The sequence below is a fragment of the Aeromonas sp. Y318-1 genome, assembly GCF_027706125.1.
GTDB lineage: Bacteria > Pseudomonadota > Gammaproteobacteria > Enterobacterales > Aeromonadaceae > Aeromonas > Aeromonas hydrophila.
Map to the genome: position 1 here is coordinate 328955 of NZ_JAPDCM010000002.1, position 13272 is coordinate 342226.

Consider the following 13272-nt stretch of genomic DNA (forward strand, 5'->3'; position numbering starts at 1 on the left):
GCCCAAAACAATGGCCCCATGCAACTGACCCTGATCGAACTCCAACGCCAGCTCGACAACCTGATCCGCATCGGCACCATCACTGCCGTGCGATCCGGGGAATGTCGCGTCAAAACTGGCGACATCATCACCAACTGGCGGCCCTACATCACCGAACGGGCCGGGAATAACCGCACCCGCCATCGCCTCTCCATCGGCGAGCAGGTCATGTTGTTGTCAGTCAGTGGCGATCTGCGCAATGCGTACATCGTGGGCTCCCTCAACGCAGCCGCCGCAGACGAGCCACTGAGCGATGATGACAATCCGGACCTCGACCGCACTGAATACGCTGATGGCGCCGTCATCGAGTACAACCCGGCCACCGGGGCGCTCAATGCGAGCGGCATCAAGCGCGCCACCCTCTCGGCCTCGGTGACCGTCAAGCTCATTACCCCCCTGGTGGAATGCACCCAGGCGCTCAAGGTCGGTTCAACCATCGAGGCGGGCGGCAAGATCACCGCCCCCAGCGCCAAGATTGGCGGCATCGAGGTGACCACCCACAAGCACGGCAACGTCAGCACCGGCAGCGGCACTTCCGGGGGCCCGCAATGAACTGGCTCGGCATGAACGCCGCGAGCGGGCGCGCTATCAGCGCCACCGACCACATCATTCAGTCGGTGCGCGACATCCTCATCACCCCGGTGGGCTCGCGGGTCATGCGCCGTGACTACGGCAGCGAGCTGTTCTACCTCATCGACCAGCCCCAGCATCAGGCCACTCGCCTGCGCCTGATGGCCGCCACCGTGCAGGCCCTCATCAACTGGGAACCCCGCATCACCATCACCCGGGTCGATGTGCTGGGCGGCGGCATGGATGGCGCCCTCACCGTCGAGCTCACCTGGCAGCGCAAGGACGGCGGCGCGCCGAGTACCGGAACAGAGAGCGCCACTATCGCCATCCCCACAGGAGCCGCCAATTGAGCAACGTGGATTTGACCCAGCTCCCGCCGCCCTCGGTGGTGGAGCCCCTCGACTTTGAGACCATCCTGGCCGAGCGCAAGGCCACCCTGGTGAGCTACTACCCGGCTGACCAGCAAGCCGCCATCGCCGCCACCCTGGAGCTCGAATCCGAGCCGCTCAACAAGCTGCTGCAAGAGAACGCCTATCGGGAGGTGGTGCTGCGGGCCCGCATCAACGATGCCGCCAAGCAGACCCTGCTCGCTTTTGCCAGCGGCACCACCCTCGACCACCTGGTCGCCGAGTACAACATCGCCCGCCTGCTGGTCACCCCGGAGGATCCGGCGGCCAATCCGCCTGTCGATCCGGTCTATGAATCGGATGACCGCCTGCGCCTGCGCGGCCAGATGGCTTTTGAGGGGCTGACCACTGCCGGCCCCATCAACGCTTACAAGTTTCACGCCTTCTCGGCCAGTGCCGAGGTGGCAGATGTAGCTGTTGATAGCCCAACACCTGGCACCGTCAGGGTGACGCTGCTGTCACCGGCGGGCCAACCAAGTGCCGAGACCATCAACAGGGTCAGCCAGGCCCTCTCGGCAGAAGATGTGCGCCCCCTCTGCGATTTGGTGGCCGTCGAACCGGCCCAGATCAAGCCATATGCCGTCGACGCAACCCTCAACGCCATCGGCCTTGGCAAAGAGCAAGCCCTCGCCGCCGCCAACGAAGCAATGACCAATACCGCCGCCGCTTACTACCGGGTCGGGGCCACCGTACCGCTATCAGCCATCTATGCCGCTCTACATCAGCCAGGGATCGACAGCGTCACCCTGCGATCTCCGCTGGCTGATGTGACATGCAGCCCACAACAGGCCGCCAAACTCACCACCATCAACCTCGATTAAGGAACCAGCCCATGGCAAACGCCCTCTATGACAAAGGCCGCGAGAAGTTTCTCACCGGTGCCATCAACGCCAGTGCCGATACCATCAAATGCGCCCTGCTCAAAGACACCTACGCCCCCACCCTGGCCAGCGACGAGTTTTACAGCACGCTGTCAGCCCACGTGGTAGGCACACCGCAAACCATGACCAGCAAGACGGTCACCGGTGGCGTGTTCGATGCCGCCGACGTGACCTTCCTCGCCGTGCCCACCGCTGCCGTCAAGTATTGCGCCATCTACAAAGACACCGGCACAGCCGCGACCAGCCCGCTGATCGCCCTGTTCGACACGGCGGCAGGTCTGCCGGTCAGCACCAATGGCGGCGACATCATCATCGCCTGGGATAGCGGCGCCAATAAGATCTTCAAACTCTGATGGCAACCATCTATCCCATCTGGCGCGGGTCACTGACCTACCACGACGGCACCCTGTCTTTTGACGGGGCGGCTATCTATCGGGGCACCCAGCAGGGTGAAGATGACCCCGCGCCAGATGCCATTGCCGGGGTCAGTGTCAGCCTGACAGTGGCCGGGATAGAAGAAGGGCAAGCAGGGCTGGCGTCGCTCACTCAACGCGCGAAGCCAACCGGGATCAGCCAGTTTGCTGCCGGGGCCAACAAGCTGACCAGCCGCACCAAGACCCTCTCTATCAGCGATGGCGCACAGGGTGATCCAGCGACAACCACCCAGGCTACTGTTGCAACAATGGGCGACCTGCTCGCCATGGGGGCCGCTGACATGTCAACACAGATCACCCTTGCCGGGCTTGATGCAGGGATTATCGGCACTGCGGGGGTAAGAACCCAGCTCGGTACTGGCGGGTTACAGCCTGACGCCATTGAGGCACCGACGGTTCAGCAGCTGCTGGCACCTGCTGGGTTCGATCTCGGCGCCCTGGGCAGCCACAAGGCCAAGGTGCGCCAGACCATCGGCGATCTGTCTGACGGTCAACAAGGTGACCCGCGTCTAAAGACCAAGCTGGCACAAGCGGCAACGGTCTTCACCGGCGCCATGGGCACCCCGATTGCCAAGTATGCCCAGATCATCTACCCGACGGCGCCAGCCTTGCCAGCTGCAACCCAGCCGGCCATGACTATCACCCTGACACACAGTGCCCTGGCGGCGCCGCTGCTGTCGCCAATCACCACCCGCGCTTGCGTGGGTGTTCGTGGTATTGACGCGGGGGCATTCGGGTCCACAAAGGTGCACCGCCTGCCCCTGCCGTCACCCACTACCAGGGATCTGCTGCCACCTTCGGTCACCAGGCTGGAACACTTGGCCGCCGCGACACTGGCCAGCAACCTGATGCCAGAGCTGACCACCGCCACCCGCTTTGCCGATACCTGCCCTGCACCCTTGCTGCCATGGCTGGCATGGGCTCGCTCGGTGGACTGGTGGGAACTGGCCGAGTCAGAAGACCAGCGCCGCGCGCTGATCCGGGCCTCGTTCCGGCTGCACCAGCATAAGGGCACTCCGTGGGCCATCAAGGAGGCGCTATCCGTGCTCGGGTTTGGTGACAGCACCATCATCGAGCGCGCCACCGGCCGCCGCTATGACGGCACCCTCAACTACAACGGCAATGAAACCCACGGCGACCCGACCCGCTGGGCGGTGTATCGGGTCATTCTTGCCCGCCCGGTCACCACCGATCAGGCCAATCGCATCAAACGCCTACTGGCAGAAATGGCCCCGGCCCGCTGCCACCTAGCTGCACTCGACTACACCATGGCGCCCGTCACCTACAACGGCGTCGCAACCTACAACGGCAACTACAACCACGGAGCCTCCTGATATGGCGAATTTACAAGAGGTAACCAGCTGGGATCTTGGCATCTACCAGCTCGAAACCAACGACCCTGTCTTGGGTGGCCCGGGCGGGACATCCAACAAGCAGGCCCAAGCCCTGGCCAACCGTACCGCCTACCTGAAAAAACATGTCGATGACATCGAAGGTGGGGTAACTGCTGCTGGCAAGGCTGATAAGCTCACCACCGCGCGCAACGTGGCGATCGCGGGTGATGTCACCGGCCAAGCCTCGTTCGATGGCAGTGCCAACATCATCATCAACGTGACCTACAAAAACGCAGGGGTCGCAGCGGGGACCTATCGCTCGGTCACTGTAGATGCCAAGGGCAACATAACTGCTGGCACTAACCCAACCACCCTGGCTGGCTATGGCATCACTGATGCGGTTCCCAGCTCACAAAAAGGCGCAGTCAATGGGGTGGCTACTCTGGATGGCGGCGGCAAGGTGCCAGTCAGTCAACTCCCAGCCACTGCCATCGTCGACACCTTCGTCGTCGGCTCACAAGCGGCCATGCTGGCCCTGACTGCCGAAATAGGAGATGTCGCAGTACGCACCGATCTGAACAAGTCTTTCATCTTGCGGGTAACAGGTGCATCAACCCTGGCCAACTGGCAAGAACTGCTCACCCCAACCGACTCGGTGCAATCTGTCGATGGCATGACCGGTGCTGTCACCATTACCACGGCTACCGAAGCGGTAAAGGGAAAGGCACAGATTGCCACTCAGGCAGAGGTAAATACCGGCGCAGATGACACCAAATTCGTCACCGCAAAGAAGTTACTGGCATGGGTCAAGCAAGCATCAGAAACCGTGCTAGGAATGATGAAAGTTGCGACTCAGACCCAGACAGAGGACGGTGTTGCGGATGATGTTGCTGTTACGCCGAAAAAGATGCTGGCAGGGTTTAGGGTCGGAGATGGATATCTAGCGTTGCCATCGTGGCTAGGTGGATGGATATTTCAAATCGGCACTGGAACAATACCAGCGAATCAGCCATCAGCAGTAATCACGCTGCCGATTACGATGCCCGTCGAAACAAAAGTTGTATTTACAACTGTGGGTGGGGCATTAGACAACATATCCGCAAATAGAATCGTAGCAAATGGGACCAGAAATAACGGTGCCTTTGGTGTTTGGATTGGCCAGATTGCTAGTGTGTCAGTCGGCTTTCACTGGATTGCTATAGGGAAATAATCATGAAATCAACTATTGTTTTTTCAGCAACTACATTATGGTTTTATGACACCATATTATTCAATGAAGCTGATATACCTAAGCCATATACAGAGATTTCCAATGAACAGCACACTGAGTTAATGAAAGGTGCTGAACAGGGGATGAAAATATCAACTGATGAAGTTGGAAATCCCATACTGGTTAAATCAGAAATATCAATTAATGACGCTATATCGGCATCAAGAAATGAGCAAAAAGAACGCCTTATTGAAGCAAATGGAATAATCGCACCATTGTTGTATCTTGAATCATTGGGGCTTTTGTCTGAAAACGAAGCTGACTCACTTAATAAATGGCGTCAATACACGATTGAAGTAAGCCGCGTCGACCAGCTACAAGGCTGGCCAAAAAACATAACCTGGCCAGTAAAACCAGGGTAGCAGACCATCCAACAACCACCCCGCCCAGAGCGGGGTTTTTCGTTACTGCCGCCCGTCGCCACCTTGTCATCGCCTGACCATTGTGTAGCGCCGCCACACAATGGCAACAGCTCGCTCGCCATCCCCTGCCCCTGCATCCTGACCATGCTCGCATTTCCTTGCAAAAGCTCCGTCCGGACAACAGGAGAACCTATGGCACTGGACCAATTTCACCACGGCGTGCGCGTCGTGGAAGTCAACGAGGGCACCCGCACCATCCGCACCGTCGCCACGGCGGTGATCGGAATGGTCTGCACCAGCGCCGATGCGGATGCCGCCTACTTCCCCCTCGACAAGCCCGTGCTGATCGCCAACCTGCCGGCGGCCATCGCCAAGGCTGGTACTCAGGGCAACCTCAAGCGCTCGCTGCAAACCATCTATGACACCGTCAGCACCATCGTCATCGCCGTGCGCGTGGCAGATGGCGCCGACGCGGCCGCCATGACCAGCAACATCATCGGCACCATCAAGCCGGATGGCAGCTACACCGGCCTCAAGGCATTGGAACGGGCCGCCCCGATGACCGGCGTCAAGCCGCGCATCCTCTGCGTGCCGGACAACTGCACCTTGCCGGTGGCCACCGCGCTGGGTGGCGTGGCCAAAAAGCTGCGCGCCTTTGCCTACGTGCCGACCATCGCTGAGACCGTCGAGGCTGCGCTGGCCTACCGTGAAAACTTCTCCAGCCGCGAACTGATGCCTATCCACGGCGACTGGACCGCCTGGGATGTAGCAGCCAATGCCAGCGTAAAACTGGATGCCTGCCTCAAGGCCGCCGCCATGCGCGCCCTCATCGATAAAGAGATCGGCTGGCACAAGACCCTGTCGAACGTAGGCGTGACCGGGGTCGACGGCATGACCAAGGCCCTGTTCTGGGATCTGCAAGACCCCGACACCGAGGTCGGCCTGCTCAACGCCAACGAGATCACCGCCCTGATCCGGGCCGATGGCTTCCGCTACTGGGGCAACCGCACCTGTTCCGATGACCCGCAGTTCGCCTTCGAGAACTACACCCGCACCGCCCAGATCCTGGCCGACACCATGGCCGAGGCGCACATGTGGGCCAACGACAAGCCGCTCACCCCCACCCTGGTGAAAGACATCGTCGAAGGCATCAAGGCCAAGGGCCGCGAACTGGTGGCGGGCGGTTACCTGCTCGGCTTTGACTGCTGGTTCAACGAAGAGCTCAATGACAAAGACACCCTCAAAGCCGGCAAGCTGCGCATCGATTACAACTACACCCCGATGCCACCGCTCGAAGACCTCGGCTTCATCCAGCGCATCACCGACACCTACCTCATCGACTTCGGCGCCCGCGTCGCGGCCGCAGCATAAGGAGCCACCATGGCACTGCCAAGAAAAGTCAAACAGCTCAACATCTTCACCGACGGCACCAACTGGATCGGCGAAGCCGAAGAGTTCACCTTCCCCAAGCTCGGCCGCAAATTCGAGACCTATCGCGGCGGTGGCATGCCAGGTGCCGTCAATATCGACATGGGGCTCGATGACAGCGCCCTCGACACCTCGTTCACCATGGGAGGCTACAGCGCCGACATCATCGGCAAAATGGGGAGTGGGCTGATTGACGGCGTCGCGCTGCGCTTCTACGGCTCGATCCAGCGGGATGATGTAGGCGGCACCCAATCCGTTGAAGTGGTCACCCGTGGCCGCTTCAAAGAGATCGACTGGGGCACCGCGAAAATGGGCGACAACACCCAAGCCAAGGTCAGCATGGTCAACACCTATTACAAACTGACCGTCGATGGCCGGGTCATCCACGAAATCGACCTGCTCAACATGATCGAAATCGGCCCCGACGGCGTCGACCGCATGGCCGAACACCGCAAAGCCATCGGCCTCTAACCCACCCAACAACCTAACGGGCGGCACACTGCCGCCCTCACCACATCCACAACAGGAACAAACACCATGGACCAGAAAGAAATCACCCTCGACACCCCGATCCAGCGCGGCGAGAACACCCTCAACAGCCTGATCATCCGCAGCCCCAAGAAGGCGGGCCACCTGCGCGGCCTCAACACCATGGACATCGTCCAGATGAACGTCGATACCCTCATCAAACTGCTGCCCCGCATCACCGACCTGACCGAAAAGGAAGTGAACGACATGGACCCAGCTGACCTGCTCAAAGCCGGGGTGGTGGTGGTCGGTTTTTTGATGGGCTCGCAGCAGGAGGCCTACCTCACTGCATAGACGACCTGATGGCCGAGATCGCCATCATCGCCCACTGGCCGCCGTCCGAGATGGCGGCCATGGAAATCAGCGAGCTGATGGGCTGGCACCAACGCCTCGTTGAGATTCACAACCGCATCAACGGGGCAGAAGAACAATGAACCCTCTCAAACTCCAAATCCTGCTCGGGGCGGTCGACAAGCTCACCGCCCCCCTCAAAGCCGTCAGCGGCCAGAGCCGCCTGACCGCCAAAGACTTGGTCGACACCAAGAAGAAAATCCGCGACATCGAAACCCAAGCCGGCCAAATCGAAGGCTACAAGACGCTGGGCGCCCAGATTGGCGCAACCAAGGCAAAGCTGAAACAGGCCGAGGGTTCATTCAGCGAACTGCAGCGCAAAATTGCCGACACCCCCAAGCCAACCCGCCTGATGATCAACGAGCTCAACAAGGCCGAGAAAGCCCTCAACCAGCTCAAGACCAAAGAAGGGGAAATGATCACCCGTCACGCTCAGATGGGTGAGGCGATGCGCAAGAGCGGCATCAACACCAGCAACCTCAGCGAAACTCAGCGCCGCCTAAAGACCGATCTGGCCGCGGCTAATACCGTGCTCGACTCTCAGCGCGCCAAGCTGGGCCAGCTGGCTGACCAGCAAAAGCGCCTCAACCAGGTCAAAGCCAGCTACCGACAGACCCAAGAGCTGCGCGGCCAGATTGCCGGACACGGCGCCACCGCTATCGCAGCCGGTACCGCCATCGGCATGCCGGTTTATAGCGCCATCAAGGAGTACTCCAGCTTTGAAGACGCCATGAAAGGGGTGGCAAAACAGGTCGATGGCGCCAGGGATGACTCTGGCAAGCTGACCAAGGTCTACTTCGACATGGCCAAACAGATTCAAGCCATTTCAGAAGAGATCCCCCAACTCAACGGCGCGATCGACATCGCAGCACTGGTTGAAGGCGCCGCCCGCATGGGGGTGCAAGGTCAAGAGAACCTGCTCAAGTTCGCCAGAACCTCCGCCAAGGCGGCCACCGCCTTTGAACTGCCGGCCGGCCAGCTCGCCGAAGACATGGGCAAAATCGCCAACCTCTACAAGATCCCCATCGGCAACATCGAAGAGCTCGGCGATGCCATCAACTACCTCGACGACAACGCCCAATCCAAGGGCGCCGACATCATCGACGTGCTGCAGCGCCTGGGCGGCGTCGCCGACAAACTCGACTTCCGCAAAGCCGCCGCGCTGGGTTCTACCTTCCTCAGTCTGGGGGCTGCACCGGAGATAGCCGCCAGCGCCTCCAACGCTATGGTGCGCGAGCTCTCCATCGCGACCATGCAAAGCAAGCGCTTCCAGGCCGGGATGAAAGCGATCGGCATGCAGTCAACCGCTGTAGAAAAGGCCATGGCAACCGATGCCATGGGCACCATCACCAAGGTGCTGGAGAAGATTAAGAAACTCAACGTCGAAGACCAGCTCAGGGTCACCACCCAGATATTCGGCAAGGAATACGGCAAAGACGCGGCCAAGCTATCCAACAACCTGGACGAGCTCTATCGTCAGCTGAAACTGGTGAACGCCGAGAAGTCGAGGGGGTCGATGCAGCGAGAGTCAGACATCGATAAAGACTCGCTCTCATCGCAGTGGCTGATCCTGCAGGCCGGGATAAGAAACGTGAAAGCAGACCTTGGCGAGAAGCTGCGCGGCTCATTGATGGACATCATCAAGTACATCAAGCAGATCGTGGTGGGCGTTCGCCACTGGGTAGAAGAAAACCCTGAGCTGGCCAACACCTTGGTGCGTGTCGCAGCGGTGACTTCGGTTATCGCCATCGCCATGGGCGGGCTATCGCTGGCAGTCGCTACCCTGCTGGGGCCTCTGGCCATCATGAAACTCATCTTCGGGGTGCTGGGGGTCACCTTTGGCGGCATGCTGGGTGCGATAGGGGCACTCCTTGCCCCATTGGCTGCCCTTGCTGCGCTGGGGATTGCCATCATCAAGTTTTGGCAGCCCATCAGCGCATTTTTCAGCGGCCTCTGGCAGGGCATCATGACCGGGCTTGCCCCAGTCTTTGAAGCCTTCAAGCCGTTCGCCCCGCTGATTGATGGCATCGGTACCGGGGTTAAAGCGCTATCAGGCTGGTTTGGTGACCTGCTAGAACCCATCAAGTTTTCCAAGGAAACGCTGGAAGGGTTCGGCAGCGCCGGCCAGTTCGTCGGCCGTATCCTGGGCGAGGCCTTCAATCTGGCCCTCACCCCGCTCAAGGCCTTTCTGAAAGGGATCGAATGGCTGCTCGAATCGCTTGGCATTCTGGAAGCCAAGAAGTTGCCGAGCTTCCAGAGGACTGCGCCGACCGCATCCACACCGGGTTACCTGAATGGCAACTTCGGCTCGCCAGCACTCTCCAACGGGTACAGCTACGGCCCTCGCATCGTGCAGACTTCCAAGCCAGTTCCAACCAGAGGGGCATCGTCAACCACAGAGATCAACGCCCCCATCCACATCATTCAGCAGCCAGGGCAATCAGCCGTCGATGTGGCGCAAGAGGTGCGCCGCGAATTGGACAAGCGCGAGCGGCAGGCCGCCGCCCGTGGCCGCGCCACGCTGGGCGATCGAAACTAAGGAGCAACCACCATGATGATGACCCTGGGCTGGTTCGTGTTTATGCGCTCGACCGTTGCCCCACAATCCCAGCAAGACGAATGGGCATGGCGCCACCCGGGCAATAACCGGGTCGGCGCTCGCCCGGCTTACCAATTCCTCGGCCCTGACGATGAAACCAGCACCCTGAGCGGGGTGCTCTACCCAGAGCTGACGGGCGGGCCTGTGTCACTCGACATGCTGCGCCAGATGGGTGACAGCGGCGAAGCCTTCCCCCTGATCCAGGGCGATGGCGTGATGCGTGGCTCGTTCGTTATAGAGGGCATCAGCACCACCCGCACCGAGTTTTTCAGCGATGGTGCCGCCCGCAAGATAGAGTTCAGCATCAAGCTCAAGCGGGTCGACGACAACGACAGCACGCTGGGCAACACCCTGCTGGGGCGCACCGCCGGCAACCTGCTCGGCCGCTTGGGGGTGGGCAAACTCATGGGTAGCATCGGCGGCAAGCTGGGGGGGATCCTCTGATGGGGGCACTTGACCAGTTCGGCAGCCGCCTGGCCGAGAATCTCGGCATCACCAGCTCGCTCGATGCCCTGCGCCCAGACCATCCGGTGCCGGCCTACCAGGTGCTGGTCGATGGCAAAGACATTTCGGCCGCCATCCGCCCGCGCCTGATGTCGATGACCATCACCGACAACCGAGGTTTCACCGCCGACACCATCGAGATCACCCTCGATGACAGCGACGGTCAGCTCGACATGCAGCGCCGGGGGGCCACCCTGCGCTGCCTCATCGGTTGGCAAGGCAGCGCCCTGGTCGACAAGGGCACCTACAAGATCGACGCGGTCGAGCACAACGGTGCCCCGGACGTGCTCACCATCCGGGGTTCGTCGGCAGACCTGCGTGGGGGTATGAACAAACTGCGCGAGCGCAGCTGGCACCAATCCACCGTCGGCAACATCGTCGAGCAGGTGGCAGCCACCTACCAGCTCACCCCCTGCGTGGGTGACTCGCTCAAGGGTCAACTGGTCGACCACATCGACCAAGCCAACGAAAGCGATCTGGCCTTTCTCACCCGCCTGGCTGGCCAGTGCGATGCCATCTCCACCGTCAAATCTGGCCGCCTGATGTTCATCAAGGCAGGCCAGGGCACCACCGCAAAGGGCCAGCCACTGCCAGCCATCACCATCACCCGCCAAGATGGCGATCAGCACCGCTTCTCAGTGGCAGACCGCGACGCCTACACCGGCGTGACGGCCTACTGGCAAGACAACAAAGCCGCAGAGAAAAAGAAAGTCGAGGTGAAGCGCAAGAGAAAGACCAAACCGAAGCCAGAGCGGCCATTGCCGCCGGGCGTCGTGGTCAACAAGAAAGAGAACGAGCTGCTGGTCGGCAGCAGCGAGAACGTCAAGGAACTACGCCACGTCTACGCCAACCATGCCAACGCCATGCGGGCGGCCAGGGCAGAGTGGGAGCGGATCCAGCGCGGGGTGGCAGAGTTCGATATCACCCTGGCCAAGGGCCGGCCAGAACTCTACCCAGAACAACCCACCACCGTCAGGGGGTTCAAGCCCCAGATAGACGAGGCCGACTGGCTGCTCACCCAGGTGGTGCACGACCTCACCAATCAGGGTTACACCAACCGCCTGCAGCTCGAGGTGAAACTCAACGAACTGCCTGAGTGATTCCGAGATGCGAGAAGGGCCCCACAAGCGGGGCCCTTCTCATTTCTGCCAAACCGCGCACAGAAACATGGCCAGGGAATGGTGCCGCATGAAGTGCGCGATCAGGCAGAGCGGCATCATACAAGATGACCCGATCACTACCCAGACAAAAGACTGGATAAACCAATCCCAAAAACGCTGTCGCCACTCTGTCGCCATTTAACCAAAAACAAAAAGGCCGCTATTGCTAGCGGCCTTTGTAAGTCTTTGATTTTAATGGTGCCCGAGGCCGGAATCGAACCGGCACGACGCGAACGTCGAGGGATTTTAAATCCCTTGTGTCTACCGATTTCACCACTCGGGCACCGTAATCGGTATCAAGCTCGCGCCGCGGGCTTGTCAATATGGAGGCACGTTCCGGAGTCGAACCGGACTAAACGGATTTGCAATCCGCTGCATAACCGCTTTGCTAACGCGCCATGCAAAAGAGAGAAAGTCTCTATTGTCTAAATTTGGAGCGGGAAACGAGACTCGAACTCGCGACCCCGACCTTGGCAAGGTCGTGCTCTACCAACTGAGCTATTCCCGCAATGGTCTGCCTGACTGCCTGACTACGAGGACGCATTCTAGCGATGTTCCTCGCCCAGTCAACCAAAAATGTTTAATACCCTGATCGTTCGGGTGTTTTTTGCCCTTTTCCTGCATTTTCAACGTTCACGACCGTTTCCCTGCCCCAAGTGCGGGGAAACGGTGTTTAGTGCAAACGCAGACTAGAAGCGGGAGTGGTAGGTCAGATCGCCCCAGGCGGCCTTCATGTACTGGAACATGGACCAGAAGGTGAGCACGGTGGCCACATAGAGCAGCACATAGGCCAGCCACACCATCCAGATGTCGTACTGCCAGATGAGACCGGTGAGCGACACCATCTGGATCATGGTCTTCCACTTGCCAATCCAGCTGACCGCCACCGAGGAGCGCTTGCCCAGCTCGGCCATCCACTCGCGCAGGGCGGAGATGATGATCTCGCGGCCAATCATGGTCATGGCTGGAATGGTCACCCAGATGGTGTTGTAGTGCTCGACGATCACCACCAGCGCCGCCGCCACCATGATCTTGTCGGCCACCGGATCGAGGAAGGCGCCGAAGGCAGTGGATTGGTTCAGCTTGCGGGCAAGGTAGCCGTCAAACCAGTCGGTCGCCGCCGCCAGGATGAAGACGATGGCCGCCGCCAGATAGGACCACTGATAGGGAAGGTAGAACAGGATGACGAAGACGGGGATGAGCAAGATCCGAAAAAACGTCAGCAGATTAGGAATATTTGTCATTATTTTCAGCCACTTCTTGTATGCCGCTACATGGTAGCCCCAAGCCGATCACGGATGCAACCGGACAGGCGCCCGCCTTGGTCTATGAATCCATCAACAACCTCAGGATGCGGGCCATTATGGCATTTACGGGCCCCCTGCGTCACGGCTCTTGTGTGCCG

The 13272-nt window shown here is 60.0% G+C and carries 15 protein-coding genes and 3 tRNA genes; 14 read left to right on the plus strand and 4 right to left on the minus strand.

From position 1 onward, the window contains the following. Positions 1 to 18 precede the first annotated feature (18 nt). From OKB87_RS04070 to OKB87_RS04135, 14 genes are all read left to right on the plus strand, one after another. Entirely contained in the window at positions 19 to 591 is a 573-nt protein-coding gene (locus OKB87_RS04070) for a phage baseplate assembly protein V (RefSeq protein ID WP_270826586.1), read from the plus strand. Beyond that, positions 588 to 959: a GPW/gp25 family protein gene (locus OKB87_RS04075; protein WP_270826588.1), complete on the plus strand. Its 372-nt coding sequence runs from the start codon at positions 588 to 590 to the stop codon at positions 957 to 959. Before OKB87_RS04070 ends, OKB87_RS04075 begins: the two co-directional genes overlap by 4 nt. Positions 960 to 964: 5 nt before the next feature. Then, positions 965 to 1837 carry a baseplate assembly protein gene (locus OKB87_RS04080; protein WP_270826626.1) on the plus strand — a complete coding sequence of 291 codons (873 nt, stop codon included), beginning with the start codon at positions 965 to 967 and terminating at the stop codon, positions 1835 to 1837. Between the two features lie 11 nt (positions 1838 to 1848). Next, a complete protein-coding gene (locus OKB87_RS04085; protein WP_215783712.1) occupies positions 1849 to 2250 on the plus strand; it encodes a hypothetical protein in 402 nt (133 codons plus the stop codon). Then, on the plus strand, positions 2250 to 3665 hold the full coding sequence (locus tag OKB87_RS04090) for a phage tail protein I (protein ID WP_270826590.1): 1416 nt from the start codon (positions 2250 to 2252) through the stop codon (positions 3663 to 3665). The genes OKB87_RS04085 and OKB87_RS04090 overlap by 1 nt, the downstream gene beginning before the upstream one ends. 1 nt (position 3666) lies before the next feature. Continuing rightward, positions 3667 to 4875: a phage tail protein gene (locus OKB87_RS04095; RefSeq protein WP_080756482.1), complete on the plus strand. Its 1209-nt coding sequence runs from the start codon at positions 3667 to 3669 to the stop codon at positions 4873 to 4875. 2 nt (positions 4876 to 4877) lie between these two features. Further along, positions 4878 to 5297, plus strand: coding sequence for a tail fiber assembly protein (locus OKB87_RS04100; protein ID WP_080756481.1), 420 nt, complete (start codon positions 4878 to 4880; stop codon positions 5295 to 5297). Between the two features lie 192 nt (positions 5298 to 5489). Then, positions 5490 to 6668, plus strand: a complete 1179-nt coding sequence (locus tag OKB87_RS04105; protein WP_041218509.1) for a phage tail sheath protein — start codon at positions 5490 to 5492, stop codon at positions 6666 to 6668. Between the two features lie 9 nt (positions 6669 to 6677). Beyond that, the gene (locus OKB87_RS04110) at positions 6678 to 7196 is read left to right on the plus strand and encodes a phage major tail tube protein (RefSeq protein ID WP_041218508.1); all 519 of its coding nucleotides are present in this window, start codon (positions 6678 to 6680) and stop codon (positions 7194 to 7196) included. A gap of 66 nt (positions 7197 to 7262) precedes the next feature. Next, positions 7263 to 7547 carry a phage tail assembly protein gene (locus tag OKB87_RS04115; RefSeq protein WP_041218507.1) on the plus strand — a complete coding sequence of 95 codons (285 nt, stop codon included), beginning with the start codon at positions 7263 to 7265 and terminating at the stop codon, positions 7545 to 7547. Positions 7548 to 7555: 8 nt separating this feature from the next. Further along, a complete protein-coding gene (locus OKB87_RS04120) occupies positions 7556 to 7687 on the plus strand; it encodes a GpE family phage tail protein (RefSeq protein WP_041218506.1) in 132 nt (43 codons plus the stop codon). Then, complete coding sequence (locus OKB87_RS04125) at positions 7684 to 10143, plus strand: phage tail tape measure protein (RefSeq protein WP_041218505.1); 2460 nt, start codon at positions 7684 to 7686, stop codon at positions 10141 to 10143. Before OKB87_RS04120 ends, OKB87_RS04125 begins: the two co-directional genes overlap by 4 nt. A 12-nt stretch (positions 10144 to 10155) precedes the next feature. After that, on the plus strand, positions 10156 to 10647 hold the full coding sequence (locus tag OKB87_RS04130; RefSeq protein WP_017411157.1) for a phage tail protein: 492 nt from the start codon (positions 10156 to 10158) through the stop codon (positions 10645 to 10647). After that, positions 10647 to 11807 carry a phage late control D family protein gene (locus tag OKB87_RS04135; protein ID WP_041218504.1) on the plus strand — a complete coding sequence of 387 codons (1161 nt, stop codon included), beginning with the start codon at positions 10647 to 10649 and terminating at the stop codon, positions 11805 to 11807. The genes OKB87_RS04130 and OKB87_RS04135 overlap by 1 nt, the downstream gene beginning before the upstream one ends. 256 nt (positions 11808 to 12063) lie before the next feature. Here OKB87_RS04135 and OKB87_RS04140 read toward each other — a convergent pair. The 4 genes from OKB87_RS04140 to pgsA all read right to left on the minus strand — a co-directional run bounded on the left by OKB87_RS04140 (position 12064) and on the right by pgsA (position 13111). After that, positions 12064 to 12150, minus strand: a tRNA-Leu gene (locus OKB87_RS04140). Positions 12151 to 12191: 41 nt separating this feature from the next. Beyond that, positions 12192 to 12265, minus strand: a tRNA-Cys gene (locus tag OKB87_RS04145). A 34-nt stretch (positions 12266 to 12299) separates the two neighbouring features. Further along, a tRNA-Gly gene (locus tag OKB87_RS04150) sits at positions 12300 to 12375 on the minus strand. 181 nt (positions 12376 to 12556) lie between these two features. Beyond that, positions 12557 to 13111, minus strand: a complete 555-nt coding sequence (gene pgsA / locus OKB87_RS04155) for a CDP-diacylglycerol--glycerol-3-phosphate 3-phosphatidyltransferase (protein ID WP_011706577.1) — start codon at positions 13109 to 13111, stop codon at positions 12557 to 12559. Positions 13112 to 13272 lie beyond the last annotated feature (161 nt).

Excerpts from the sequence above, each read along its gene's own strand:
- OKB87_RS04120 (WP_041218506.1), top strand. The coding sequence starts at position 7,556 with ATGGCCGAGATCGCCATCATCGCCCACTGGCCGCCGTCCGAGATGGCG.
- OKB87_RS04075 (WP_270826588.1), top strand. The coding sequence starts at position 588 with ATGAACTGGCTCGGCATGAACGCCGCGAGCGGGCGCGCTATCAGCGCC.
- OKB87_RS04110 (WP_041218508.1), top strand. The coding sequence starts at position 6,678 with ATGGCACTGCCAAGAAAAGTCAAACAGCTCAACATCTTCACCGACGGC.
- OKB87_RS04070 (WP_270826586.1), top strand. The coding sequence starts at position 19 with ATGCAACTGACCCTGATCGAACTCCAACGCCAGCTCGACAACCTGATC.
- OKB87_RS04105 (WP_041218509.1), top strand. The coding sequence starts at position 5,490 with ATGGCACTGGACCAATTTCACCACGGCGTGCGCGTCGTGGAAGTCAAC.
- OKB87_RS04090 (WP_270826590.1), top strand. The coding sequence starts at position 2,250 with ATGGCAACCATCTATCCCATCTGGCGCGGGTCACTGACCTACCACGAC.
- OKB87_RS04095 (WP_080756482.1), top strand. The coding sequence starts at position 3,667 with ATGGCGAATTTACAAGAGGTAACCAGCTGGGATCTTGGCATCTACCAG.
- OKB87_RS04100 (WP_080756481.1), top strand. The coding sequence starts at position 4,878 with ATGAAATCAACTATTGTTTTTTCAGCAACTACATTATGGTTTTATGAC.
- OKB87_RS04125 (WP_041218505.1), top strand. The coding sequence starts at position 7,684 with ATGAACCCTCTCAAACTCCAAATCCTGCTCGGGGCGGTCGACAAGCTC.
- OKB87_RS04085 (WP_215783712.1), top strand. The coding sequence starts at position 1,849 with ATGGCAAACGCCCTCTATGACAAAGGCCGCGAGAAGTTTCTCACCGGT.
- OKB87_RS04115 (WP_041218507.1), top strand. The coding sequence starts at position 7,263 with ATGGACCAGAAAGAAATCACCCTCGACACCCCGATCCAGCGCGGCGAG.
- pgsA (WP_011706577.1), bottom strand. The coding sequence starts at position 13,111 with ATGACAAATATTCCTAATCTGCTGACGTTTTTTCGGATCTTGCTCATC.
- OKB87_RS04130 (WP_017411157.1), top strand. The coding sequence starts at position 10,156 with ATGATGATGACCCTGGGCTGGTTCGTGTTTATGCGCTCGACCGTTGCC.
- OKB87_RS04135 (WP_041218504.1), top strand. The coding sequence starts at position 10,647 with ATGGGGGCACTTGACCAGTTCGGCAGCCGCCTGGCCGAGAATCTCGGC.